The 24620-nt window shown below is 67.1% G+C and carries 21 protein-coding genes; 13 read left to right on the forward strand and 8 right to left on the reverse strand.

The window, feature by feature from the left end; genetic code table 11:
* Positions 1-32: 32 nt before the first annotated feature.
* Positions 33-1928, forward strand: a complete 1896-nt coding sequence (locus tag AC56DV_RS15435; RefSeq protein ID WP_496315156.1) for an XrtA/PEP-CTERM system amidotransferase — start codon at positions 33-35, stop codon at positions 1926-1928.
* Between the two features lie 43 nt (positions 1929-1971).
* Here AC56DV_RS15435 and AC56DV_RS15440 read toward each other — a convergent pair whose 3' ends face one another.
* The 4 genes from AC56DV_RS15440 to AC56DV_RS15455 are packed head-to-tail and all read right to left on the reverse strand — an operon-like array spanning position 1972 to position 6908.
* On the reverse strand, positions 1972-3213 hold the full coding sequence (locus AC56DV_RS15440; protein ID WP_496315157.1) for a glycosyltransferase family 4 protein: 1242 nt from the start codon (positions 3211-3213) through the stop codon (positions 1972-1974).
* Positions 3210-4526 carry a nucleotide sugar dehydrogenase gene (locus AC56DV_RS15445; RefSeq protein ID WP_496315158.1) on the reverse strand — a complete coding sequence of 439 codons (1317 nt, stop codon included), beginning with the start codon at positions 4524-4526 and terminating at the stop codon, positions 3210-3212. Before AC56DV_RS15445 ends, AC56DV_RS15440 begins: the two co-directional genes overlap by 4 nt.
* A 10-nt stretch (positions 4527-4536) precedes the next feature.
* Entirely contained in the window at positions 4537-5544 is a 1008-nt protein-coding gene (locus tag AC56DV_RS15450) for an NAD-dependent epimerase/dehydratase family protein (RefSeq protein WP_496315159.1), read from the reverse strand.
* Positions 5541-6908 carry a UDP-glucose dehydrogenase family protein gene (locus tag AC56DV_RS15455; RefSeq protein WP_496315160.1) on the reverse strand — a complete coding sequence of 456 codons (1368 nt, stop codon included), beginning with the start codon at positions 6906-6908 and terminating at the stop codon, positions 5541-5543. The genes AC56DV_RS15450 and AC56DV_RS15455 overlap by 4 nt, the downstream gene beginning before the upstream one ends.
* 152 nt (positions 6909-7060) lie before the next feature.
* On the opposite strand from AC56DV_RS15455, the gene AC56DV_RS15460 reads away from it, so the two are divergent.
* From AC56DV_RS15460 to AC56DV_RS15485, 6 genes are all read left to right on the forward strand, one after another.
* Entirely contained in the window at positions 7061-8284 is a 1224-nt protein-coding gene (locus tag AC56DV_RS15460; RefSeq protein WP_496315161.1) for a glycosyltransferase family 4 protein, read from the forward strand.
* A complete protein-coding gene (locus tag AC56DV_RS15465; RefSeq protein WP_496315162.1) occupies positions 8281-9516 on the forward strand; it encodes a TIGR03088 family PEP-CTERM/XrtA system glycosyltransferase in 1236 nt (411 codons plus the stop codon). Before AC56DV_RS15460 ends, AC56DV_RS15465 begins: the two co-directional genes overlap by 4 nt.
* Positions 9513-11177: a glycosyltransferase family 39 protein gene (locus AC56DV_RS15470; RefSeq protein WP_496315163.1), complete on the forward strand. Its 1665-nt coding sequence runs from the start codon at positions 9513-9515 to the stop codon at positions 11175-11177. Before AC56DV_RS15465 ends, AC56DV_RS15470 begins: the two co-directional genes overlap by 4 nt.
* Positions 11178-11294: 117 nt before the next feature.
* On the forward strand, positions 11295-12983 hold the full coding sequence (locus AC56DV_RS15475; RefSeq protein WP_496315164.1) for a methyl-accepting chemotaxis protein: 1689 nt from the start codon (positions 11295-11297) through the stop codon (positions 12981-12983).
* 98 nt (positions 12984-13081) lie between these two features.
* Positions 13082-13420, forward strand: coding sequence for a hypothetical protein (locus AC56DV_RS15480; RefSeq protein WP_496315165.1), 339 nt, complete (start codon positions 13082-13084; stop codon positions 13418-13420).
* Positions 13417-13707: a 2Fe-2S iron-sulfur cluster-binding protein gene (locus tag AC56DV_RS15485; RefSeq protein ID WP_496315166.1), complete on the forward strand. Its 291-nt coding sequence runs from the start codon at positions 13417-13419 to the stop codon at positions 13705-13707. The genes AC56DV_RS15480 and AC56DV_RS15485 overlap by 4 nt, the downstream gene beginning before the upstream one ends.
* On the opposite strand, the gene AC56DV_RS15490 is transcribed toward AC56DV_RS15485, so the two are convergent.
* Positions 13704-14021 carry a hypothetical protein gene (locus AC56DV_RS15490; protein ID WP_496315167.1) on the reverse strand — a complete coding sequence of 106 codons (318 nt, stop codon included), beginning with the start codon at positions 14019-14021 and terminating at the stop codon, positions 13704-13706. The genes AC56DV_RS15485 and AC56DV_RS15490 overlap by 4 nt on opposite strands.
* Before the next feature lie 95 nt (positions 14022-14116).
* On the opposite strand from AC56DV_RS15490, the gene AC56DV_RS15495 reads away from it, so the two are divergent.
* Positions 14117-14386, forward strand: a complete 270-nt coding sequence (locus AC56DV_RS15495; RefSeq protein WP_496315168.1) for a ubiquitin family protein — start codon at positions 14117-14119, stop codon at positions 14384-14386.
* A gap of 1 nt (position 14387) precedes the next feature.
* Positions 14388-15476, forward strand: coding sequence for a WD40/YVTN/BNR-like repeat-containing protein (locus AC56DV_RS15500; RefSeq protein ID WP_496315169.1), 1089 nt, complete (start codon positions 14388-14390; stop codon positions 15474-15476).
* A gap of 24 nt (positions 15477-15500) precedes the next feature.
* Here the strand turns inward: AC56DV_RS15500 and AC56DV_RS15505 are convergent, their stop codons facing one another.
* Positions 15501-16115: a TetR/AcrR family transcriptional regulator gene (locus tag AC56DV_RS15505; protein ID WP_496315170.1), complete on the reverse strand. Its 615-nt coding sequence runs from the start codon at positions 16113-16115 to the stop codon at positions 15501-15503.
* A 77-nt stretch (positions 16116-16192) separates the two neighbouring features.
* Between AC56DV_RS15505 and AC56DV_RS15510 the strand changes: the two genes are divergently transcribed.
* A complete protein-coding gene (locus AC56DV_RS15510) occupies positions 16193-17260 on the forward strand; it encodes an MBL fold metallo-hydrolase (RefSeq protein ID WP_496315171.1) in 1068 nt (355 codons plus the stop codon).
* A gap of 72 nt (positions 17261-17332) precedes the next feature.
* On the opposite strand, the gene AC56DV_RS15515 is transcribed toward AC56DV_RS15510, so the two are convergent.
* Positions 17333-17659, reverse strand: a complete 327-nt coding sequence (locus AC56DV_RS15515) for a hypothetical protein (RefSeq protein ID WP_496315172.1) — start codon at positions 17657-17659, stop codon at positions 17333-17335.
* A 149-nt stretch (positions 17660-17808) separates the two neighbouring features.
* Positions 17809-20313, reverse strand: a complete 2505-nt coding sequence (locus AC56DV_RS15520) for a TonB-dependent receptor domain-containing protein (protein WP_496315173.1) — start codon at positions 20311-20313, stop codon at positions 17809-17811.
* 210 nt (positions 20314-20523) lie between these two features.
* On the opposite strand from AC56DV_RS15520, the gene AC56DV_RS15525 reads away from it, so the two are divergent.
* The 3 genes from AC56DV_RS15525 (at position 20524) to pgmB (ending at position 24607) form a co-directional block, all read left to right on the forward strand.
* Positions 20524-21531, forward strand: a complete 1008-nt coding sequence (locus tag AC56DV_RS15525; protein ID WP_496315174.1) for a LacI family DNA-binding transcriptional regulator — start codon at positions 20524-20526, stop codon at positions 21529-21531.
* Between the two features lie 80 nt (positions 21532-21611).
* Positions 21612-23948, forward strand: a complete 2337-nt coding sequence (locus tag AC56DV_RS15530) for a glycoside hydrolase family 65 protein (RefSeq protein WP_496315175.1) — start codon at positions 21612-21614, stop codon at positions 23946-23948.
* Entirely contained in the window at positions 23945-24607 is a 663-nt protein-coding gene (gene pgmB, locus AC56DV_RS15535) for a beta-phosphoglucomutase (protein WP_496315176.1), read from the forward strand. The genes AC56DV_RS15530 and pgmB overlap by 4 nt, the downstream gene beginning before the upstream one ends.
* Positions 24608-24620: the final 13 nt, after the last annotated feature.

Consider the following 24620-nt stretch of genomic DNA (forward strand, 5'->3'; position numbering starts at 1 on the left):
AGAATACTGAAACTGGGAAAGCGCGGGACATCATGTGTGGAATAGTCGGAATTTTTGATACGCGCGGCACGCGCGAAATCGACCGTGCGCTGCTGGCGCGCATGAACGAAACGCAGCATCATCGCGGCCCGGACGAGGCCGACCTGTACATCGAGCCGGGCGTGGGCTTCGGCCACCGCCGCCTGTCGGTGATCGACGTGGCGGCCGGCCTGCAGCCGCTGGGCAACGAGGACGGCAGCGTCATGGTCTGCTACAACGGCGAGATCTACAACTACCGCGAGCTGACCGAGGAACTGAAAGGCCTGGGCCACACCTTCCGTACCCGCTGCGACACCGAAGTGATCGTGCACGCGTGGGAGGAGTGGGGCGAGGACTGCGTGCACCGCTTCCGCGGCATGTTCGCCTTCGGCCTGTGGGACCGCAACCGGCAGGTGATGTTCCTGGGCCGCGACCGCATGGGCGTCAAGCCGCTGTACTACAGCATGCTGCCGGACGGCTTCTTCGCTTTCAGCTCCGAGCTGAAAGCGCTGCGCACCCTGCCGGGGCTGAACCGCGAGATCGATCCGCAGGCGGTGGAGGACTATTTCGCCTACGGCTACGTGCCGGAACCGAAGACCATCTTCAAGGGCGCGCTCAAGCTGTCGCCCGGCTTCACCCTGCTGCAGAAAGTCGGCGCGCCGATGGCCCAGCCCAAGCAGTACTGGGACGTGCCCTTCAAGCTGCACGGCGCCATGTCCGACGAGGACGCGCAGGAAGAGCTGCTGACCCGCATCCGCGAGGCGGTCAAGATCCGCCTGGTGGCCGAGGTGCCGCTGGGCGCCTTCCTGTCCGGCGGCGTCGATTCGAGCGCGGTGGTGGCGATGATGGCCGGCCTCAACGAAGGCCCGGTGCACACCTGCTCGATCGCCTTCAACGACAAGGCTTACGACGAATCCGAATACGCCTCCATGGTGGCCGCGCAGTACAAGACCGACCACTACACCGAGACCGTGGACACCGACGACTACGGCCTGCTCGACACCCTGGCGCACCTGTACGACGAGCCGTTCGCCGACAGCTCGGCGATCCCCACCTACCGCGTGTGCCAGCTGGCGCGCAAGCGCGTCACGGTGGCGCTGTCGGGCGACGGCGGCGACGAGAACCTGGCCGGCTACCGCCGCTACCGCTACGCCATGGCCGAGCAGAACGTGCGCGGCCGCATTCCGGACAGCCTGCGCAAGCCGGTGTTCGGCACCCTGGGCCGGTTGTATCCGAAGGCCGACTGGGCGCCGCGCGTGTTCCGCGCCAAGACCACCTTCGAAGCGCTGGCGCGCGACGCGGTGGAAGGCTATTTCCACGGCGTGACCATCATGTCCGACGCCATGCGCGACAAGCTGCTCAGCCCGGGCTTCCGCGCCGGCCTGCAGGGCTACCGCGCCATCGACGTGATGCGCGGCCATGCCGCCAAGTCACCCACCGACGATCCGCTGTCGCTGATCCAGTACATCGACATGAAGACCTACCTGCCGGGCGACATCCTGACCAAGGTGGACCGCGCGTCGATGGCGCACGCGCTGGAAGTGCGGGTGCCGCTGCTGGACCACAAGCTGGTGGAATGGATTTCCGGCCTGCCGTCGAACATGAAGCTGCGCGGCGGGGAGGGCAAGTACGTGTTCAAGAAGAGTCTGGAGGCGCACCTGCCGCACGACATCCTGTACCGCAAGAAGATGGGCTTTGCGGTGCCGCTGGCGGCGTGGTTCCGCGGCCCGCTGGCGCAGCGCGTGCGCGATTCGCTGCTGGGGCCGATGCTGGCCGACACTGGCATTTTCAACAAGGCCTTCCTGCACGAGCTGGTGGAGCACCACCAGTCCGGCCGCCGCGACTACAGCGCGCCGATCTGGACCTTGCTGATGTTCGAAGCCTTCCTGCGCAAGGAAATGGCAGCATAAAGAACGGCCGAAAAAAATGGCCGCTTCGGCGGCCATTTTCGTTTCAGGCGGCTTCGGTCGCCGCCGGCAGCGCCAGGGTGCGCAGGCAGATGTCCTCGAACACCCGCGCCGCCTTCTCGTGGCCGAAGCGTTCCTCCACCAGCTGCCGCGCGCGCCGCGCCAGGCCGTCGCGCAGGGCGCCGTCGGCCAGCAGCTGCAGCAGCGCGTCCGCCATCGCGGCCGGGTCGTCGCGCTCCAGGTAATGCACGTCCTTGTCCGCGTCCAGCCCCTCGATGCCGATCGCGGTCGACACCACCGGGCAGCCCATGGCCATCGCCTCGAAGGCCTTGATGCGCGTGCCTCCGCCCACCAGCAGCGGAATCACGAACGCATGCGCCTGGTGCACATAAGTGCGCACGTCGTCCACGAAGCCGGTGAACTCCACGTTGGACGTCGCGCGCGCCAGCGCCTGCAGCGAGGCCGGCGGGTTGCGTCCCACGATCACGAAGCGCGCTTCCGGCCGCGCCGCCAGCACTTTCGGCCACACCTGGCCCAGGAAGAACTGGATGCCGTCGATATTCGCGGCCCAGTCCATGGACCCGGTAAACACCACGGTGGGCAGCGTGGCCGCGTCCACCGCGGGCGGGTCTTGGTAGGAGAAGAAGTCCAGGTCCACGCCGGTGGGAATGGCGTACGACTCGGCCACCTGGTAGGTGTCCTTGAAGAAGCGCGCGTCGCGCTCGGAGACGGCGATCACGCTGTCGAAGCTGCGCAGCGCGTCGCCTTCGAACTGCGCCATCTTGGCGTGCTGCGAACCCCACAGCCAGCGCTTGTGCGGACCGCTGGCCTGCTTGGCGTGGCGCGCGAAAATCTCCGCTTCCACGTTGTGCGTGAAGCAGGTGCTGCGCGCGCGCAGGCCGGCCGGGCGCAGCACGGCCGAGTGCACGAAGTCGAACACCATCAGGTCGATATCGGGCCGCTGCGCCAGCTGGCGCACCGCGTCCATGCCGGGCCGGGTCTTGTCGTTGGCCACGTTCACCGGCAGGCTGCCCAGCAGGTCGAAGGCGCGCCGCCACATGGGACGGTGCGGCGCCGGCTGCCACGGCACGAACTCGTCGCACACGCCGGAAATTTCCTTGCTCCAGCGGCGCGCCTGCTCCGGCGTGGCCGCGCTCAGCAGCGTCACGTGGAAGGCGCCGCCCTTCAGGCCGCGCAGGATATTGGTGCTGCGGATCTTGCCGCCCGCGTCGTTCGGAAACAGGAACACGGGCGAGATGAAGACCAGCTTCGGCTTGGAACCGTTCACCAGCAGATGCCCTCGTACTGTGCGCCCGGCGCGTCGCGCAGCTCGGCGTAGCCGGACAGGTCGATGATGCGGCGGCCCTTGGCGCGCGAGACGATGGCCTGGCGCGCCTCGGCGTCGGCGTGGCCGATGACGATGATCTCGGCGTCGTGCAGCGCCGCTTCCGGCGTGTCGCGCAGCAGCTTGTCCAGGTGCGGGATTTCCTGCTCGATGAATTCCTTGTTCTTGCCCAGCAGGCGGCTGATCTTGACGAAGCGGTCGAAGATGGCCAGCTCGAAGCCCTTGCCCAGCATGCGCTCGGCCAGCACCACCAGCGGCGAGTCGCGCATGTCGTCGGTGCCCGGCTTGAAGGCCAGGCCGAACAGCGCCACTTTCTTGCGGCCGTTTTTGGCGATCATGTCGTAGGCGCGCTTGATGTGCGCCTCGTTCGAGTCGAGCAGGGCCGACAGCGTGGGAATCGGCACGTCCAGGTCGCGCGCCATGGTCAGGAAGCCTTTGACTTCCTTCGGCAGGCAGGAGCCGCCGAAGGCGAAGCCGGGGCGCAGGTAGGCCGGCGAGATGTTCAGCTGCGTGTCCTGGCAGAAGATCTTCATCACTTCGCGGCCGTCCAGGTTGCAGGCCTTGAGCACCGAGCCGGCTTCGTTGGCGAACACGATCTTCATCGCGTGGAACACATTGCACAGGTACTTCACCGATTCGGCGATCTGCGTGGTGGTGCGTTCGAATTTGCCCGGCAGGCCCTGGTACATTTCTTCCATGGCCTGGTAGCCGGCCTCGCCCAGGCTGCCGACCACGGTCTGCGGCGGGTTGTGGAAGTCCTTGACGGAGCTGCCTTCGCGCAGGAACTCGGGATTGAACACCAGCGACAGGCCTTCGCCGATCTTGCGGCCGGACGCCTCCAGCAGGATGGGCAGGATGCGCTCTTCGGTGGTGCCCGGCGGCACGGTGCTGCGCAGCACGATGACGTGCGCGCCCTTCTTCTTGCGCAGGGTGGCGCCGATGGAGCGCACCACCGCGTCCACCGCGGTCAGGTTGGGCGAGTAGTTGGGGTTGGACGGCGTGGCCACCGAGATCAGCGACACGTCCGAGTTCAACACCGCGTCTTCCACGTCGTGCGTGGCGCGCAGCTTGCCGCCGGCCACGGCCTTGGAGATCAGCTCGTTGATGCCTTCCTCCACCACCGGCGACTGGCCGTCGTTGATCATCTTCACCTTGAGCGGATTGGTGTCGACACCGATCACTTCATGGCCTAGTTCAGGCAGGCAGCCGCACGATACCGCGCCCACGTAACCGAGTCCGAATACAGAAATTTTCACGGCAATCCTTTCAGTTGTTTGGCGCGCGCCACGGCAGATACCAGTCGCGGAAACGGGACAGGCCGGTTTCCAGCGTGGTGGTCGGCGTAAAGCCGACCCAGTCGCGCAGCTTGTCGATGGCCGCGTACGTGGCCGGCACGTCGCCCGGCTGCATCGGCAGGAAATTCATGTTCGCGTTCACGCCCAGCACCCGTTCCAGGGTCTGGATGAACTCCAGCACGCGCACCGGCTGGTGGTTGCCGATGTTGAAGACGGCGTGCGGCGCCTTGCCTTCGCCGGCCGTCTGCGGCTTGTGCAGCAGGCGCACCACGCCTTCGACGATGTCGTCGATATAGGTGAAGTCGCGGCTCAATTTGCCTTCGGCGAAAACGGGTATCGGCTCGCCGCGCATCATCTTCTCGGCAAAGCTGAAATAGGCCATGTCCGGGCGGCCCCACGGTCCATAGACGGTGAAGAAGCGCAGGCCGGTGGCGGGCAGGGCGAACAGGTGGCTGTAGGAGTGCGCCATCAGTTCGTTGGCCTTCTTGGTGGCGGCGTACATCGACACCGGACCGTCGGTCTTGTCGTCCTCGCTGAACGGCAGGCTGGCGTTGGCGCCGTACACGCTGCTGCTGCTGGCGTACAGCAGGTGCTGCACCTTGTGGTGGCGGCACGCTTCCAGCATGTGGCCGAACGCCACCAGGTTGGACTGCACGTAGGCACCCGGATTGTCGATCGAATAGCGCACCCCGGCTTGCGCCGCCAGGTGCACCACCAGCGCCGGCTGCTCGCGCTCGAACAGCGCCTGCACCTGCGCGCCGTCGGCCAGTTCCACCGTGTGGCAGGCAATGCCGGCAGGCGCCAGCAGCGCCTGCACACGGCCGGTCTTCAGGCGCGGATCGTAATAGTCGTTGAAATTGTCGCAGCCCACCACTTCGTGGCCCATGGCCGCCAGGCGCGCAGCCACGGCGCTGCCGACGAAGCCGGCCGCACCCGTCACCAGCACCTTTTGCAACGCGCCGCCCATGCCGCCGCTCATGTATTCGGCGCGTGGTTGATGCGCCCTATGCCTTCATAGGACAGGCCGGCAGCGGTCACCGCTTCCAGGTCGTAGATGTTGCGGCCGTCGAACACCGCCTTGGCGCGCAGGTTGGCGGCCAGGTAGCGGAAGTCCGGCGAGCCGAATTCCTTCCACTCGGTCACCAGCACCAACGCGTCCGAATCCAACGCCGCCTCCTTGGCCGAGGCGGCCAGGAACAGCAGGTCCTGGCAGCGCGCCTGGCCGTGTTCGGCCAGCAGCAGGCGCTCGGCTTCCTTGCTGGCCACCGGGTCGTAGGCGCGCACCTTGCAGCCGGCCGCGAACAACGCGCGGATCAGCACCAGGCTGGGCGCCTCGCGCATGTCGTCGGTGTTCGGCTTGAAGGCCAGGCCCCACAGCGCGATGGTCTTGCCGTGCAGCGCGCCGGCGCTGCCGAAATGGCGCACCAGCTTATCGAACAGCACATTCTTCTGGCGCTCGTTGACGTCCTCGGTGGCCTGCAGGATGCGCAGCGGCTGGTCGAAGTCGGCCCCGGTGCGTATCAGCGCCTTCACGTCCTTCGGGAAGCAGGAGCCGCCGTAGCCCATGCCGGCATACAGGAATTGCGGGCCGATGCGCGGGTCCTTGCCCATGCCCAGGCGCACCGCCTCGATGTCGGCGCCCAGCAGCTCGGCCAGGTTGGCCAGCTCGTTCATGAAGCTGATGCGGGTGGCCAGCATGGCGTTGGCGGCGTACTTGGTCAGCTCGGCGCTGCGCACGTCCATCTCGATGAACTTCTCGTGCTGGCGGCTGAACGGCGCGTACAGCTGGCGCATCAGCTTCATCGCCGACGGGCTGTCGCTGCCGACGATGATGCGGTCCGGGCGCGTGAAGTCTTCCAGCGCCGCGCCTTCCTTCAGGAATTCGGGATTGCTCACCACGTCGAAATGCACCTCGGCGCCGCGCCTGGCCAGCTCGCCGGCGATGGCGGCGCGCACCTTGTCGCCGGTGCCGACCGGCACGGTGGACTTGTCGACCACCACCACCGGCCTGGTGATGCGCTGGCCGATGCTGCGCGCGGCCGCGAGGATGTACTGCAGGTCGGCGCTGCCGTCTTCGTCAGGCGGGGTGCCCACCGCGAGGAAGATCACGTCCGCGTGCGCCACCGCCTCGTCGTAGCTGGTGGTGAACAGCAGCCGCTCGGCGGCCACGTTGCGCGCCACCAGCGTATCGAGGCCGGGTTCGTGGATGGGAATGCCGCCGCTGTTGAGGAGCGCGATCTTGCGCTCGTCCACATCCAGGCACAAAACGGTGTTGCCGACATCGGCAAAACAGGCTCCGGTCACGAGACCGACGTAGCCTGAGCCTATCACTGAAATATTCATAATTCGTGCCTGTAGACTGAATGCCGTGAGGGGCGAGAGGCGGATTGCGCTTGGCCGTCCAAGCGTAGCTCTTGCGTAATTGTACTTTCAATTTTATTATCAGTAAACGTGCCGCAGTGCGGCGTAACGCCCACCGGTCCATACCTCAGAAAATGAAGCTACTCACCTTCAGCACCTTATTTCCCAACGAGCAACACGCAGGCCATGGCATCTTCGTCGAAACCCGGCTGCGCTATCTGTTAGCCAGCGGCAAGGCCACCTCGCGCGTTGTTGCTCCAGTACCATGGTTCCCCTCGAGCAACCCCCGTTTCGGCGAGTACGCCAGCTACGCCAAAGTGCCGCGCCACGAGGAGCGGCACGGCATCCAGGTGAGCCATCCGCGCTATATCAGCCTGCCCAAGATCGGCATGCGGGTGGCGCCGCTGCTGCTGGCGCGCGCCGCCAAGCGCGAGATCGGCCGCATCCTGGACGAGGGCTACGACTTCGACCTGATCGACGCGCACTACTTTTACCCGGACGGCGTGGCCGCCGTGATGCTGGGCAAGTACTTCAACAAGCCGGTGGTGATCACCGCGCGCGGCACGGACATCAATTTAATTCCGCAATATTCGTTGCCTAGGCGCATGATTTTGTGGGCTGCGCGCAACGCCCAGGGCATGATCACCGTGTGCCAGGCGCTAAAAGATGAAATGGTGCAACTCGGCGTGGACCCGGACCGGGTGACGCCGCTGCGCAACGGTGTGGATTTGCAACGCTTTGCACCGTTGCCGGAACGCGACGCCGTGCGCAGCGAACTGGGCCTGAACCGCTACACCTTGCTGTCGGTCGGCTACCTGATCGAGCGCAAGGGGCACGAATTGATCATCGCCGCGCTGCCGGCGCTGCCGGACGCCGAACTGCTGATCGCCGGCAGCGGCCCGGACCGCGCCAAGCTGGAGGCGCTGGCGGTGCAGCTGGGCGTGGCGGACCGGGTGCAGTTCCTCGGCCCGGTGGCGCAGCCCGAATTGAAGCGCTATTACAACGCGGCCGACGCCATGGTGCTGGCCTCCAGCCGCGAAGGCTGGGCCAACGTGCTGCTGGAAGCGATGGCCTGCGGCACGCCGGTGGTGGCCAGCAATGTGTGGGGCACGCCGGAGGTGGTGGCGGCCCCGGCGGCGGGCGTGCTGATGCGCGAACGCACGCCGCTGGGGGTGGCGGACGCGGTGAAGGCGCTGCGCGCCGCGCCCCCCGAGCGCGCCGCCACGCGCCGCTACGCCGAGCTGTTCAGCTGGGACGCCACCACCGAAGGCCAGCTGCGCCTGTTCGGCGACATCCTGCAGGGCCGCAGCACGCCGGTGTGGCAGCCGGCCGGCGCGCGCCCCGGAGTGCGCCCATGAGTGTGCCTATGATCGCGATGCATGCGGCCAGGCAGGCCGCCGGCGCGCCGGCCGGGGAGCGCGCCGACCTGCCGGCCGCGGCGGCGGCCGACACGCGCCCGCTGGTGCTGCACGTGATCCACCACCTCGTCATGGGCGGGCTGGAGAACGGCCTGGTCAACCTGATCAACACCATGCCGGCCGAGCGCTACCGCCACGCCATCCTGTGCGTGGAGAACTACAACGACTTCCGCCTGCGCATCCAGCGCCAGGACGTGGAAGTGTATGCGCTGCACCGTTCGCGCATCGGCATCTGGCGCATGCGGCTGGAAATGCTGCGCCTGTTCCGCCGCCTCAAGCCGGCCATCGTCCACTCGCGCAATATGTCCGGGCTGGACGCGCTGCTGCCGGCGCGCCTGGCCGGCGTGCGCGCCTGCGTGCACGGCGAGCACGGCTGGGACGTGGGCGACCTGGACGGCAGCCAGTGGAAGCCGGCGCTGCTGCGCCGCCTGCACGCGCCGCTGATCGACCGCTACATCACCGTCTCGCAGGACCTGGCGCGCTACCTGGCGCGGCGCGTCGGCGTGGCGCAGCCGCGCATCAAACAGGTCTACAACGGCGTGGACACCGCGCGCTTCGTGCCGCGCGCGGCGGGCGCGCCCCGGCCCGCCTTGCCGGACGGCTTCGCCGCGCCGGACGACATCCTGATCGGCACCGTGGGACGCCTGCAGCCGGTGAAGGACCAGGCCACCCTGCTGCGCGCCTTCGCCCGCCTGCGCGACACGCAGCCCGGGCTGTGGCCGCGCCTGCGCCTGGCGGTGGTCGGCGGCGGCCCGCTGGAGCAGGCCCTGCATGACTTGGTGGCCGAGCTGGGCGTGCAGCGGCAAGTGTGGCTGTCCGGCGCGCGCGACGACGTGCCCGCCATCCTGGCCAGCCTCGACGTGTTCGTGCTGCCCTCGCTGTCCGAAGGCATTTCCAACACCATCCTGGAAGCCATGGCCTGCGGCCTGCCGGTGCTGGCCACCGGCGTGGGCGGCAACCTCGAGCTGGTGCGCGACGGCGCCTGCGGGCGCTACTTCAGACCGGGCGACGTGGACGGCCTGGCGGCCTTGCTGGCGGCCTACGGCGGCGACGCGCAACTGCGCGGCGCGCACGGCGCAGCCTCGCGCAAGATAGCAGTGGAGGAATTCAGCATGGCGGCTATGGTCAACAACTACATGGCGGTGTACGACAGCACCGCGCGGCGCGCATGACGGCGGCGCCACTGCAGACCGGCACCGCGCGCGGCACCTTCTGGCTGATCCACCTGCTGCTGGCGGCGCTGGTCGGCCTGCTGTTCCTGGGCGCCCACGCCGACGGTTCCTACTGGTGGAGCGACGCCCCGCGCCATGCGCTGAACGGCGTGTTCGTCAAGGATCTGATCGCGGCCGCGCCGTGGTCCGACCCGTCGCGCTACGCCTACGACTACTACGCGCAGTATCCCGCGCTCACCATCCTGTTCTACCCGCCGCTGTTCTACGCCATCAGCGCGCCGTTCTACGCGCTGTTCGGCGTGTCCGAAGGCACGGCGCTGCTGGTGGTGGCGCTGCACTACGTGGCCTTTGCGTGGGGCGCGTGGGCCCTGTTCCGCTGCTGGCTGCCGGCCTGGCCGGCCGCCGCCGCCGCCGCCATGCTGGCGCTGCTGCCCGAGATCGCCTTCTGGGGCCGCCAGGTGATGCTGGAAGTGCCCAGCCTGGCCTTCTTCATCTGGAGCGCGGCGCTGTTTACGCGCTACCGCCATGCGGGACATGCGCGCCCGCTGCTGCTGTACGGCGCCGCCGCCTTGCTGCTGCTGGCCATGTACACCAAGCTCACCGCCGGCTTCCTGGCGCTGGCCTTTGCCGGCACCCTGCTGTACGAGCGCCGCGCCGCGGCGCTGAAGGACCGCCATGTGTGGCTGGCCGCGCTGATCGCCTGCATCGGCCTGATCCCGCTGCTGGTGCTGACGGTGAAGTTCGGCCAGGCCAACATCCAGTCCGCCTCCGGCATCAACGATTCGCTGGTGTCGCGCCGCTCGCTGGCCGGCTGGTTGTGGTATCTGCGCCAGTTCCCCGGCCAGCTGGGCTGGGCCATGCTGGCGGCCGGCGCTGCCGGCATGCTGGCCGCCGCCGTGGCGGCCGTGCGCCGCCGCAGCGTGGACGGGATCGGCGGCCTGAGCCGCGCCGACGCCGTGTTCTGGCTGCTGTGGCTGGTGGCCGGCTATCTGTTCTTCTCCGCCATCGACCTGAAGGAAGCGCGCCACAGCGTGTACATCCTGCCGCCGGTGGTGCTGGCCGCCGCCCTGCTGCTGATGCGCGTGCCGCAGCCGCGCCGGCGCGGCGCCGCGCTGGCCGCGCTGACGGCGGCGGTGGCCCTGCAGACCGTGCTGATGCGGCCGGTGGCCTACGTGGGCGGCTACGCCGAAGCGGCGCAGCTGGTGTCTGAAAAAGCGCCGAAGGACAGCAGCGTGCTGTTCTCCGGCTACCGCGACGGCTCCTTCGTGTTCAACATGCGCACCCGCGAGGAGCGCCGCGACCTGACCGTGGTGCGGGCCGACAAGATGCTGCTGAACGTGGCGGTGCGGCGCGAGCTGGGCGTGAAGGAGCACGACTTGAGCGAGGCGGACATCCTCAGCCAGATCAACGACCTGAACGTGAGCTACCTGGTGGTGCAGCCCGGCTTCTGGAACGACCTGGCGGTGATGCAGCGCTTCGAGCGCGTGCTGGCCGCGGGCCAGTTCGAAGAGGTGGCGCGCATTGCCACGCCCAACAACGTCAAGGCCTACGAAAAGGAACTGGTCGTTTACCGCAACAAGGCGCCGTCCGGCCGCCGCGCCGGCCCGCGCAGGCTGGACCTGCCCATCATCAACCGCTCGATTGACGCTGGCGCAAAATAATTTTGCGGTTGCAACAATTGGAGATAATCTGGGGGGAATCGCTGGCTATACTGGAATTTCCCAGCGAGCCCCCACCCCCGCCTCGCGTATCGAACCCTTACCCGACAAGGACATGCGATGCGCCAGAATACCCCCGTTACCCAGAATGAATACGTGCTCGAGGACGGCAAGACCATCGTCTCGACCACGGACCTGCAGGGCAATATCAATTACGCCAATCCCTACTTCGTCGAAGTGAGCGGTTTTACCGAAGCCGAGCTGCTGGGCGCGCCGCAGAACATCCTGCGCCATCCGGACATGCCGGCGCAAGCGTTCGCCGACCTGTGGGCCACCATCAAGGACGGCATGCCGTGGACCGGCATGGTGAAGAACCGCTGCAAGAACGGCGACTTCTACTGGGTGCTGGCCAATGTCACGCCGGTGATAGAAAACGGCAGGCCGGTCGGCTATATGTCGGTGCGCACCAAGCCCAGCCGCCAGCAGGTGGCGCAGGCCGACGCGCTGTACCGGGAAATCAAGGCCGGCAATCCGAACGGCCTGCGCATCCGCAACGGGCGCGTGCTGCGCAGCGGCGCGCTGGCCCGGCTCAACGAACTGCGCAAGCTGTCGGTGGCCAGCCACCTGGGCATCAACTGCGCCTGGCTCACCGCCAGCATGCTGGTGTTCGCGGCGGCCTTCTGGAGCATGGACAGCCGCCACGGCGGCTGGCTGGGCGCCGGCGCGCTGCTGGCGGCGGCCATCGTGCTGTATTTCTGGTACAGCCTGCACCGCGCCATCGTCGGTCCGCTGCGGCGCGCCACCCTGGCCGCGCGCAAGATGGCGGGCGGCGACCTGACCGGCGTGATCGACGTGCCGCGCGACGACGACATGGGCCAGCTGCTGTCGGCGCTGCGCCAGATGAACGTGAACCTGCACAGCATCATCGGCGACGTGCGCAGCAATTTCGACGAGATCAAGCAGGCCACCACCGAGATCGCCAGCGGCAACCAGGACTTGTCCGGGCGCACCGAGTCGCAGGCCAGCAGCCTGCAGCAGACCGCCGCCAGCATGGAGCAGCTCACCACCAATGTGCAGCAGAGCGCCACCAGCGTCGCCAGCGCCAATCAGCTGGCCGAGGCCGCCTCGCAGATCGCCGGGCAGGGCGGCGCCCTGGTGTCGCAGGTGGTGACCACCATGGACGACATCAGCACGTCTTCGCGCAAGATCCTCGACATTATCGGCCTGATCGACGGCATCGCCTTCCAGACCAACATCCTGGCCTTGAACGCGGCGGTGGAAGCGGCCCGCGCCGGCGAGCAGGGCAGGGGCTTCGCGGTGGTGGCGAGCGAAGTGCGCAACCTGGCGCACCGCTCGGCCGGCGCGGCCAAGGAGGTCAAGCAACTGATCGACCTGTCGATCGAAAAGGTCAACGCGGGCACGGTGCTGACCGGGAACGCGGGCGCCACCATGAACGAGGTGATCAAGTCGGTGAGCCGGGTCAGCAGCGTGATGGACGAAATTTCCACCGCCACCCAGGAGCAGGGCAACGGCATCGTGCAGGTGAACCAGGCGGTGATCCATATCGACGACATCACGCAGCAGAACGCGGCGCTGGTGGAACAGGCGGCAGCGGCCGCCGCCAGCCTGGCGCAGCAGGCCGAGTGCGTGGCGCAGGCGATGGCGGTGTTCAAGCTGCGCGAGCGGGCCGCGCAGCGCGCCCCGGCGGCGCCCGGCACCGTGCGGGCCTTCCCGGCCGGCGGCCGCGCGCCCGCCCCGCCTGCCGCAGTCCCTGCGCCGGTACGCGCCAAGGTGCGCCAGCTGGCCTGACCGAGTTTGTCTCCTCCCCGAGCTGACGCGCGTTCTCCCCGGTGAAGTGGGTGTCATGTCCGTGTAATATAGCGGAGTAATTCACCGGGGAAATTTTTATGCGTCGGACCGTCCTGCTGGCCTTGTTTGCCAGCTTAGTTGCCACCTCATCTTTCAACCTCGCCGCCGCTGCGCCGGCGCCCGCCGCCGATCCGCGCCTGGACGGCATCAAGCAGATCGAGCGCAATGCCTGCGTACGCCTGGGCAATACCGGGCCGGGCGCGCCCAAGAACCTGAAGCTGGCGCCCAAGTACTGCGAGTGCGTGGCCAGGACCTATTGGGACATTATTCCGAAAGCCGAGATCGACGAAGTGATGAACAACGGCCAGTCGGCCGCCGTGGACAAGCGCAGGGAAGAGCGCATGGCGGACGCGCGCGCGGCCTGCCGGGTGCCATGAGGGTCAGCCTGACCGTCCAGGGCTGGGAGTTCGACGCCGCCGACGGCAGCACCTTGCTGATGGCGGCGCAGCAGGCTGGCATCCGCCTGCCCAGCTCGTGCCGCAACGGCACCTGCCGCACCTGCATCTGCCACATGGGCAGCGGCAGCGTGCGCTACCTGGTCGAGTGGCCGGGCCTGAGCGCGGAGGAAAAGCGCGAAGGCTACATCCTGCCCTGCGTGGCCGTGGCCCAGTCCGACCTGGAACTGGCGGTGCCGGCCGCGCGCAAAATCCCGGCCCCCGGCTAGTCTCCGCCGGTCTCGCCCCGGCGCAGCCTGCTCAGCAGCGCGTCGGCGCTGCCGCTGAGCGGCAAGCCGTGCTGGCGCAGCATCTGGATGTGCAGCACCAGGTTTTCCAGCACCAGCTTGGCCGCCACCGCCATCAGGGTCAGGCGCCGGTCCTCCTCGCTGAAGGACGCCATGGCGTCCGCCATTTCCACCAGGTGGCTGGCCACCAGGGCGCGCAAATCCTGCTCTTCGAAAGGCAGGTCGGCGAAATCGATCGGGTCTTCCTGTTCCACTTCCAGCATCAGCGCTTCCAGTTCCGCACGCGAGATCGACATCTGTTGCTCCTGTGGTTGCCCTGACTGCATTTTAGACCTAAGCTGATCCGATCCGCGCTAGAATTTCCGGTCCAGGAGCACGGTTGGAGCTATCGATGGCGCACATCATTTTTACGCAGCAACTTGCCCGCTTCCTGCCCGTGCCCCGGCTCGAGGTGCAGGCGGCCGACCTGCGCGCCGCGCTGGACGCCGCCTTCGCCGGCAACCAGCGCCTGCGCGGCTACGTGCTGGACGACCAGGGCCGCCTGCGCGAGAACGTGGTGGTCTTCATCGACGGCCGGCGCAGCCGCGACCGCGCGCGGCTGGACGACGCGCTGCGCCCCGATTCCCAGATCTATATCTTGCAAGCACTTTCAGGAGGCTGACATGGCAGACCGCGCGTATCTCGCAACCCGCAAGGGCTTGTTCGAGCTGGCCGCAAAGAACGGCGAATGGAAACTGGACAGCCACCATTTTCTTGGCGAGCCGGTCAGCCAGGTGCTGGCGGACGAGCGCGACGGCGCCGTGTACGCGGCGCTCAACCTGGGCCACTTCGGCGCCAAGCTGCACCGGCGCGACGCCGGCAGCGATGCGTGGACCGAAGTGGCGGTGCCGGTCTACCCGCCCAAGCCGGAGGGCAGCGAGGACAAGACCGACTGGACGCTGCGCCAGATCTGGTGCCTGGAGGCGGGCGGCAAGGACGAACCGGGCGTGCTGTGGGCCGGCACCCTGCCGGGCGGCCTGTTCAAGTCCAGCGACCGGGGCGGCAGCTGGCAGCTGGTGGAGTCGCTATGGAACCTGCCCGAGCGCACCCAATGGATGGGCGGCGGCTACGACGTGGCCGGCATCCACAGCGTGTGCGTGGACCCGCGCGACAGCCGCAGCATCCTGGTCGGCGTGTCCGTCGGCGGCGCCTGGCTCAGCACCGACGGCGGCGCCAGCTGGGCCTTGCGCGCCAGCGGCATGGTGGCCGGCTACATGCCGCCCGAGCTGGCCGAAGACGGCGTGGCCCAGGACCCGCACCGCATCGTGCGCTGCGAAGGCGAGCCCGACAAATTATGGTGCCAGCACCACAGCGGCATCTGGCGCAGCGTGGACAACGGCGCGCGCTGGACCGAGGTGAAGGACGTGCAGCCGTCCAGTTTCGGCTTCGCGGTGGCGGTGCACCCGCGCGACGGCGACACGGCCTGGTTCGCGCCCGGCGTGGCCGACCAGCAGCGCATCCCGGTGGACGCGGCCATGGCCACCACCCGCACCACCGACGGCGGCGCCACGTTCACGGCGCAGCGCAACGGCCTGCCGCAGGAACACTGCTACGACCTGGTGTACCGCCACGGCCTGGCGGTGGCGGAGGACGGCAAGACCTTGCTGATGGCGTCCACCACCGGCGGCGTGTGGCTGTCGGCCAACGGCGGCGACTATTGGCAGACCATCTCCAGCACTATGCCGCCGGTGTACGCGGTGCGGTTCGGCTGACGAATCGCCGGACTGCGTAGCTGACTACGTCGCGTAGTAGGCCAGGAACATATCCACCGCCGTCGCGGTCAGGGCCGCTTCGGCGGCCGGCTCCAGCACCGGCTGGCCCATGGTCACCTGCGGCCAGAACGCGAACGCCTTCAGCTGGCCTTGCAGCAGGTGCGAGGCGAACACCGGATCCATGGGCTTGAGCTTGCCGTCGGCCTGCGCCGCGCGCAGCCAGGCCGTCACGCCTTCCTCCTTGTCGGCCAGCCTGGCCACCATTTCCTGCGCCCGTTCCGGGTGGTGGATGCCCTCGGCGATGGCCACCCGCGCCAAGTCGAGGAAATAACCGTCGCGCAGCAGCGCCATCTTGGTCCCCATCAGCTCCAGCAACTGCGCGCGCAGCGGCTGGTCCGCGCGGTAGCGGAAGGCCTGCAGGGCGGCGCTGCTGTCCCACAGCTGCTGCAGGATGTGGGCGAACAGCTCCTCCTTGCTGGGAAAGTGGTTGTAGACGGTGCGCTTGGAGACGCCGGCGGTGGTGGCGATCTTGTCCATGCTGGTGGCGTCGAAGCCATTGGCGCGGAATTCGGCCACGGCGGCGGCCACGATGGCCTGGTGCTTGCGGTCGGTGAGGCGGGAAGCTGGGGGCGTGTGCATGCAAGTATTTTACACCGGGTAGTTTACTTTCTCAAAAATTGAAACTACACTGTGTAGTATACTTTTTAAGGCCGACGATGAAACGTCTTGCACTGCTCACCTTACTCCTGGGAACCCTGACGATGGCTTACTGCACCCTGTCCGCGCACGAACTCGACCACGCCTCGCCGCAGTACAGCGACGGCAAATTCCGCAATCCGGTGCAGTTGCACAAGGCCGGCTTCATGGGCGCCATGCGCATCGTCTACCGCCTGGCGTTCGAAAAGCCGGCCGACACCGCGCCGTCCAAGGCGGTGCCGGTGCACGCCATCACGCGCGGGCAGCTGCTGGCGGCGCCGGACAACAGCGTGTTCCGGCTGGGCCACTCGACGATATTGCTCAAGCTGGACGGCCAGTTCTGGCTGACCGACCCGGTGTTCTCCGAGCGCGCCTCGCCGCTGCAATGGATAGGCCCGCAGCGCTTCCACCAGCCGCCGATCAGCATAGCCGAGCTGCCGCCGATCAAGGGCGTGATCCTGTCGCACGACCATTACGACCACCTGGACCACGCCGCCGTGCTGGCGCTGGCCGCCAAGACCGAGCACTTCCTGGCGCCGCTGGGCGTGGGCGACACCCTGGTGAAATGGGGCGTGCCGGCCGCCAAGGTGCAGCAGCTGGACTGGTGGCAGTCCACCGCCGTGGACGGCGTGCGCCTGACCGCCACCCCGGCGCAGCACTTCTCGGGCCGGGGCCTGACGGACGGCAACAAGACTTTGTGGGCATCGTGGGTGATCCGGGCCGGCGGCCAGCACATCTTCTTCAGCGGCGACACCGGCTACTTCAAGGGCTTCAAGGAGATCGGCGACAAATACGGCCCGTTCGACCTGACGATGGTCGAGACCGGCGCCTACGATCCGCAGTGGCCGGACATCCACATGCAGCCCGAAGAAACCATGCAAGCCCACATCGACCTGCGCGGCAAGCTGCTGATGCCCATCCACAACGGCACCTTCGACCTGGCCATGCACGCATGGAACGAACCGTTCGACCGCATCAGCGCCCTGGCCGAACAGCGCGGCCAGGCGCTCGCCACCCCCGAAATCGGCCAGCAGCTCAACCTGCGCCAAGTCCCCGCCACCGGCAAATGGTGGCAGCAAGTCCTGTAAGCAAGCTGAGCCGCATTCGGGGTCAGGCCCCGAATGCGGCTCAGCTTGCTTGTAAGCGGAGTCTGGGGAGTGTCAGACTATGATGTTGATGAGGCGGCCGACGGTCTGGCCCTGGGCGTTGAGCTGGGGCGCGCGGGGCAGGGCGTCGAGGCTGGCGGGGATGGGCTTGGCGATGGCTTTGTCGAGCTGAACGGGGGCGGGCGCCGAGGCGGTGGCGCTTTCGGCCTGGCGGCTTTCCCGCTGCCGGGTGCTGAGCTGTTCCTGGTCTTTGGCCAGCTGCACGCGGCTGTCCTGCAGCCGGCTGGCGTCCTGGTTCACGCGTGTCTGATCCTGCTGAACTTTGCGTTCAGCAATCGCAACCGCATTGCGCAGCGTATCGACGGACGTGACGGTAGCCAAGGTGCACCCCTCAGAGCGAACTCATCTCAAGCGTAGGCGAAAAGTAGCGGAGTTGCAATAGTCGCGGCTACAAAAAAGGGCAAGGCCGGAGGGGATCGGCCTTGCCCAAGACTACAGGGAGTAATCAGTTTTGCCGGACGCTGTTGCCGTCAGAAGCGGTACAGCAGCGAGCCTTCCACCGCGCGGCCGAACAGCGGGCGCGCATTGACCGGGCCGCTGTTGCCGCTGGTCAGGCGCGAATTGCCTTCGGTCAGGCCCAGCTCGTTGTTGACGTTGGTGGCCGCCACCCGGATCTCGATCTTCTCGCCCAGCGAGAACAGCGCGCCCAGGTCCACCGTCTTGTAAGACGGCAAATATTGCAGGTTGGCCTGGTCGGCCCAGCGGTCGCCGATCTTGGTGAAGGTGCCGTACAGCTTGACCGAGTTGTCGTCGCCCAGCGGGATCTTGTAGGTCGGCGTGAAGCGGAACTGCAATTTGGGCTGGCGCTGAACAGTCTTGCCTTCGGTGGCCGGATTGTCCTTGTATTCGGACTTCTGGTAGTCGCCCGTCAGGGTCAGGGTCAGGTTGCGCACCGGGCGCAGCGACACTTCCCACTCCAGGCCGTTGCCCTTGGAGCCGCTGGTCGAGTTCAGGATGCTGCCGTTGGACAGGATCTGCTGGAAGGCGATGCCGTCGAACTCGGTGTGGAAGGCGTTGATGTAGGCGCTGTACAGCTCGCCCACCGTCTTGAAGCCGATTTCCAGCTGCTTGATTTTCGGCGTCGGCAGGATGCCGCGGTCGTCCACGTTCTTCTGGCTGCCGGCGTTGCGCAGGTCGTCGAAGGTGATGAAGGTGTGGCCGGTGTTGGCGCGCGCGAACACGCTGGCGTCCTTGCTCAGCTTGTAGTTGCCGCCGATGGTGAAGGAGCTGGCGGTGTCCTTGCGGCCCAGCGCGGTGTACGCGCCGGACGGCATCGAGGTGCCGTTGTTGTACACGGTCAGCGGGTTGTTGTCGGTGTCGCCGGCGATCAGGTTGGAGATGGTGCCGTCGATCTTCTGCCGCTCGCGGCGCGCGCCCGCGTCGACCTTGATGCGGTCGTTCACCTTCCACTCGTTGGTGATATAGAAGGCGGTGTTGCTGCCGTCGTACGAGGCGTTCGGCGCGTAGAACACGTTGCCGTCGGTGCCGTTGTTGGACACCACCACGCCGTTGTTGAGCTTGACGTTGATCAGGCTGGCGTTCGGCACCGCCGTCATCAAGTGGCTGTTGCCCAGGTACCAGACGTCGTCCGACGAGTAGTTGGCGAAGTAGCCGCCCACGGTGACGGTGTTGCCGGCCATCCACTCGCGGCTGATGCGCAGCTCGTCCGTGAACGATTTCAGTTTTTTCTCCACCGCCCACAGGCCGGCCTGCACCACCTGCGTGCTGTCGGCCACGGCGCCGCCGCCGTTGACGAAGGTGGCCGCCGCCGACGTGGCCGGGCGTCCCGCCGCCGCCAGCGCCGCCGCGTTGCCGTTGGCCGAGGCGATGGCGGCCGCGTTGTAGGCGCCCATGCTGAGCGGATTGTTGCCGGTGAACATGGCGATGGTGTTCATGTCCGCGTCGAAGCGGTTGAACTTGTTGGACACGGTCCAGCCGCCGAAGCTCTGGTCGAACTCGGCGCCGAACACGTTGCCTTTCAGGCCGCGGCCGTCGCCCAGGTCGTAGGTCAATGTCTTGCCGGGCGCCGCTTCGATGGTGAAGCGGCGCATTTCGCCGCTCATCAGCGTGCCCTTGAGCGGGTCGAAGCCGGGGAAGGCGCTGATGCTGCGGCCCTCGTTGGCCGAAATCAGCGGCACGCCGGTGTAGAAGGCGTTCTTGTCGCTGGTGCTGCGGGCGTACAGGGTCAGTTCGCCCTGGTCCAGCTTGCGGGTCAGGGTGGCGGTGATCTGGTGGCCGTCGTCGGCCGGGAAGCCGGCGTCGCGCACGCCGTGCGCGGTGCGGTAGAAGCCGCCGACGCTGCCGTACCAGCCGTCGCTGATCTTGCCGCCGTAGAACAGGTCCACGCGGCGCAGCTCGCCGGTGCCGGCGGTGAAGCGCAGCGTGCCTTCCGGCGTGTCGCCGCCTTTTTTCAGGATGAAGTTCATGGTCGCGCCCGGCTGGCCGCTGGAGAAGATGGTGCTCGGGCCGCCGCGCAGCACTTCCACGCGCTCGATGGTGTCGTCCAGGCGGAAAGCGGACGAGCCTTCGAAGAAGGACAGGGTGGGCACCGGATAGATGGGGTTGCCCTGCATTTGCACCGACACGAACGGCGAATCGGAGCCGGACGGGAAGCCGCGCACTTCGATGTTGGCGCCGGACTGGCCGCCGGTGGCTTCGGCGTACACGCCGGGCACCAGCTTCATCACGTCCGCGGTGCTGCTGGGGGAGGCTTGTTTCAGCTGCTCTTCATTGGCGGTGGTGATGGAAAACGCAGAGTCGAGCTTGCGCACGCCGCGCGAGGCGGCCACGCCGGTCACCACCACTTGCTGCAGTTCGGCGGCCACGGAATCCTTGGCCGGGGCCGGCTGGGCGGCCGGCGCTGCAGGAACTGCCGTCTGCGCGGCGGCGGCTTCCTGCGCCAGCGCCGATTGATTCATCAACGTCAGGACGGCCAGCGTCACTGACGACAACAGGAACTTGTTCGAGCTGTTCATATGCTTCTCTTTCTTATCGAGGTAATCGTGCTGTCTCCTGGACATGATGCCACTGTCCACACGCTTCGCAGAGGTCGTTGCTGCGAGAGTGTAGTCATTAAATCCACAAATGATATCGATGTCAATCAAAATGTTATCGATGTCATTTTTCTGTTGCATCCGAAAAAAATCTGGCATAATGGGTTTCGGAACTGACGAAAAGACAAATGCATGCCTGCACCTAAGACTGGAATCCGCAACAGCGACGCGGGCCTGACCATGGAAGACCTGGCCAAGCTGGCGGGGGTGTCGAAAATCACGGTGTCCCGCGCGCTGCGCGACAGCCCGCTGGTGACGCCCGAAACGCGCGAAAAGGTGCGCCAGATCGCCAGCGAGCAGGGCTACCGCCTGAACGTGAGCGCGCGCAACCTGCGCATGCGCCGCAGCTATTCGGTGGCGGTGGTGGTGGAGATGACGCCCGTGAAGGGGCGGCCCATGTCGGACCCGTATCCGCTGGAGCTGCTGGGCGGCATCACGCAGGAATTGACCACGGCCGGCTACAGCGTGGTGCTGACCTCCAAGCAGCTGCTGGACACGGCGCCGGTGCAGGGCGCGGACGGCATGATCCTGCTGGGCCAGGGCTCGCACGGCGAGGCGGTGCACGCGCTGCAGCGCACCGGCCTGCCGCTGGTGGTGTGGGGCGCGCCCGAGCCGGGCGGCGACTATATCGTGGTCGGCTCGGACAACCGCGCCGGCGGAGTCAGCGCCGCGCAACGCTTTATCGACCAGGGCCGCCGCAAGCTGGTGTTCCTGGGCGACGTGGACCACGCCGAGGTGCAGGAGCGCTGCGCCGGCTTTATCGACGCCATGGGCGGGCAGGGCACGGTGCACATCATGCGGCCGAAGGCGTTCACCTTCGAGGCCGGCTTCGACTGCGTCTCGGCGCTGCTGAAGAAGAAGGGGCCGGTGTTCGACGGCGTGTTCGCCGCCAGCGATTCGCTGGCCATGGGCGCCATCCGCGCGCTGGCGGAAAAGAATATGCGGGTGCCGGAGTCGGTGTCCGTGATCGGCTACGACGACACGCCGAGCGCCGCCAGCTTCGTGCCGCCGCTGACCAGCGTGCACCAGTACCTGCGCGACGGCGGCGTGCTGCTGGCCAGGAAGATGCTGGGCCTGATCGAGGGCCAGCCGGTGCAGTCCGAAATGCTGCCGACCATGCTGATGGTGCGGCAAACCTGACGTATGCAATGCCAGCCCCCGGGCTGGTTTTTTTTAAAGCCCGGCTCCAAACCGGTTTGAATCATCGAAAAGGAAGCATCGTGCCCCCTGACGCCCCAAAACACACGTATCCGCTGGAACCCTGGTGCATCCGCGAGACCGCCTTCGAGATCGAGTCGCACTTCCTCGATGAGACGCTGTTCGCGCTGGGCAACGGCTACATCGGCCTGCGCGGCACGCACGAGGAAGGCTACACCGGGCCCAAGGGCACCTCGCTGGACGGCACTTATCTGAACGGCTTCTACGAATCGGAAGCCATCCACTATCCGGAAGCGGCCTACGGCCTGGCCCGGATCAACCAGTTCATGCTGAACGTGCCGAACGCCAAGGGCATTGCGCTGTGGCTGGAGGACGAACGCTTCGATCCGCTGCAAGGCACCCTCGACAGTTACGAACGCGTGCTGGATTTCCGCACCGGCGTGCTGCGCCGCACGCTGGAATGGACCTCGCCGCAGGGCCGCCGCGCGGCCATCGCCAGCCGCCGCCTGGTCAGCATGACGGACAAGCATCTGTTCGCCATTGAATACGAAGTGACGCCGCTGAACTTCTCCGGCAAGGTGGTGCTGGTGTCCAGCGTGGACGGCGCCGTGAAGAACCTGGAAGCGGGCGACGATCCGCGCGTGGGCTCGGCCATCAGCGGCCAGTCGCTGGCGCTGGTGGCCGCCGAGCAGGCGCCGCATTTCTCGGCGCTCACGCAGCGCACCGTCAATAGCGGCTTCAAGCTGGTGAGCGCGGTGCAGACCGACGTGCGCGGCGTGTTCGAGCTGGCGCAGCGCAGGAGCGGCCCGGACGACCAGCGCCTGGAGCAGGCCTACACCGTGGCCGCCATGCAGGGCGAAGCGGTGCGGCTCACCAAGTACGGCAGCTACCACACCTCGCGCGACTATCCCGAGGCCGAGCTGCTGCCGCGCGCCAGGGCCACGCTGGCGGCCGCCGCCGCCAAAGGCTTCCGCGCGCTGGCGCAGGAACAGGAACAGTACCTGGCCGACTTCTGGCAGCACGCCGACGTGGAGATCAGCGGCGACGACGCGCTGCAGCAGGGCATGCGCTTCAACCAGTTCCACCTGCTGCAGTCGGCAGGGCGCGACGGCAAGACCAATATCTCGGCCAAGGGCGTCACCGGCGAAGGCTACGAGGGCCACTATTTCTGGGACACGGAAATCTACATCTTCCCCTTCTTCCTGTATTCGAAGCCGGAGATCGCCAAGAAGCTGCTGGAGTACCGCTACGCCGGCCTGCCGCTGGCGCGCGAGCGGGCGCGCCAGATGTCGCACGCCAAAGGCGCGCTGTACCCGTGGCGCACCATCGCCGGCGTGGAATGCTCCGCCTACTACCCGGCAGGCACCGCGCAATATCACATCAACGCGGACATCGCCTATTCCATCAAGCTGTACATGGAGGCGACGCGCGATGAAGACTACCTGCTGCAATACGGCGCCGAGATCGTGCTGGAAACGGCGCGCATCTGGATGGGCATCGGCGCCTACGACCGCGCCGGCCGCTACTGCATCAACGAGGTGACCGGGCCGGACGAGTACACGGCGCTGGTCAACAACAACTACTACACCAACGCCATGGCGCGCATGCACCTGAACTTCGCCGCCTCCATCGCCGAGCGCCTGGCGGCGCAGCAGCCGGCGCAATTCGCGCGCATCGCCGCAGCGGTGCAGCTGGACGCGGACGAGCCGGCGCAATGGCGCCGCGCCGCCGCGCAGATGCTGCTGCCGTACGACGAAGCGCTGCGCATCCACGCGCAGGACGACAGCTTCCTCGACAAGAAGGTGTGGGATTTCGCCAACACGCCGAAGGAAAACTATCCGCTGCTGCTGAACTACCACCCGCTGGTGATCTACCGCCACCAGGTGTGCAAGCAGGCCGACGTGGTGCTGGCGCTGCTGCTGCTCAGCGACGAATTCGAACAGGACGACAAGCGGCGCGACTTCGACTACTACGAGAAGGTGACCACGCACGATTCCTCGCTGTCGTCCTGCATCTTCAGCATCATCGCGGCGGAAGTGGGCTACCACGACAAGGCCTACGACTACTTCATGGAGACCGCGCGGCTGGACCTGGACGACACGCACGGCAACACGCACTACGGCGTGCACACCGCCGCCATGGCCGGCACCTGGATGGGCGTGGCCTACGGCTTCGCCGGCATGCGCGTGGTGGACGGGGCGGTGCGCTTCGCGCCCACGCTGCCCAAGCAGTGGCAGCACTACCAGTTCAAGCTGCACCTGCAGGGCTGCCTGCTGCAGGTGCGCGTGGAGGCGGGCCGCACCGCCTACACCCTGCTGCAAGGGGACGCGCTGGCGTTCACCCATCGCGGCCAGCCGGTGGCGCTCAGCGCCGCCGCCAACGTAAAGGAACTGCCATGAGCCGCGCCGCCAACAAATTCGACGCCGTGATCTTCGACCTGGACGGCGTCATCACCGACACCGCGCGCTACCACTACCTGGCCTGGAAGCGCCTGGCCGAAACCCAGGGCGTGCATTTCGACGAAGCCTTCAACGAGCACCTGAAAGGGATCGACCGCATGGGTTCCCTGGAGCTGATCCTGGCGTCGGCCAGGCGCAGCTACACGCAGGAGGAGAAGCTGGCGCTGGCCGACGAGAAGAACAAGCACTACGTGGAACTGATCTCGACCATGTCGCCGGCCGACCTGCTGCCCGGCGCGGTGGAGGCGCTGGACGCATGCCGCGCGGCGGGCCTGAAGATAGGCCTGGCCTCGGTCAGCAAGAACGCCTTCGCGGTGCTGGCCATGCTTGGCATCACGCGCAAGTTCGACTACGTGGTGGACGCGGCCAGGATCGCCAGGGGCAAGCCGGACCCGGAGATTTTCCTGAAAGCCGCGTCGGAACTGGGCGTATCGCCGCCGCGCTGCCTGGGCGTGGAGGACGCGGTGGCGGGCGTGGCCTCGATCAAGGCGGCCGGCATGACGGCGCTCGGCGTCGGCGACCCGGCGGTGCTCACGCAGGCCGACCGCGTGATACCGGGCCTGGACAGCTTCAGTCTCGATCTCGGCCCGGCCGAATAAAACTACAATCATA

Source organism: Massilia sp. BGA-UO-ETr-WB1 (genome assembly GCF_059567845.1).

Coding starts and splice junctions, on each gene's coding strand:
- AC56DV_RS15435 (WP_496315156.1), top strand. CDS start 33: ATGTGTGGAATAGTCGGAATTTTTGATACGCGCGGCACGCGCGAAATC.
- AC56DV_RS15450 (WP_496315159.1), bottom strand. CDS start 5,544: ATGAGCGGCGGCATGGGCGGCGCGTTGCAAAAGGTGCTGGTGACGGGT.
- AC56DV_RS15455 (WP_496315160.1), bottom strand. CDS start 6,908: ATGAATATTTCAGTGATAGGCTCAGGCTACGTCGGTCTCGTGACCGGA.
- AC56DV_RS15460 (WP_496315161.1), top strand. CDS start 7,061: ATGAAGCTACTCACCTTCAGCACCTTATTTCCCAACGAGCAACACGCA.
- AC56DV_RS15465 (WP_496315162.1), top strand. CDS start 8,281: ATGAGTGTGCCTATGATCGCGATGCATGCGGCCAGGCAGGCCGCCGGC.
- AC56DV_RS15470 (WP_496315163.1), top strand. CDS start 9,513: ATGACGGCGGCGCCACTGCAGACCGGCACCGCGCGCGGCACCTTCTGG.
- AC56DV_RS15475 (WP_496315164.1), top strand. CDS start 11,295: ATGCGCCAGAATACCCCCGTTACCCAGAATGAATACGTGCTCGAGGAC.
- AC56DV_RS15480 (WP_496315165.1), top strand. CDS start 13,082: ATGCGTCGGACCGTCCTGCTGGCCTTGTTTGCCAGCTTAGTTGCCACC.
- AC56DV_RS15485 (WP_496315166.1), top strand. CDS start 13,417: ATGAGGGTCAGCCTGACCGTCCAGGGCTGGGAGTTCGACGCCGCCGAC.
- AC56DV_RS15490 (WP_496315167.1), bottom strand. CDS start 14,021: ATGTCGATCTCGCGTGCGGAACTGGAAGCGCTGATGCTGGAAGTGGAA.
- AC56DV_RS15495 (WP_496315168.1), top strand. CDS start 14,117: ATGGCGCACATCATTTTTACGCAGCAACTTGCCCGCTTCCTGCCCGTG.
- AC56DV_RS15500 (WP_496315169.1), top strand. CDS start 14,388: ATGGCAGACCGCGCGTATCTCGCAACCCGCAAGGGCTTGTTCGAGCTG.
- AC56DV_RS15505 (WP_496315170.1), bottom strand. CDS start 16,115: ATGCACACGCCCCCAGCTTCCCGCCTCACCGACCGCAAGCACCAGGCC.
- AC56DV_RS15510 (WP_496315171.1), top strand. CDS start 16,193: ATGAAACGTCTTGCACTGCTCACCTTACTCCTGGGAACCCTGACGATG.
- AC56DV_RS15520 (WP_496315173.1), bottom strand. CDS start 20,313: ATGAACAGCTCGAACAAGTTCCTGTTGTCGTCAGTGACGCTGGCCGTC.
- AC56DV_RS15525 (WP_496315174.1), top strand. CDS start 20,524: ATGCCTGCACCTAAGACTGGAATCCGCAACAGCGACGCGGGCCTGACC.
- pgmB (WP_496315176.1), top strand. CDS start 23,945: ATGAGCCGCGCCGCCAACAAATTCGACGCCGTGATCTTCGACCTGGAC.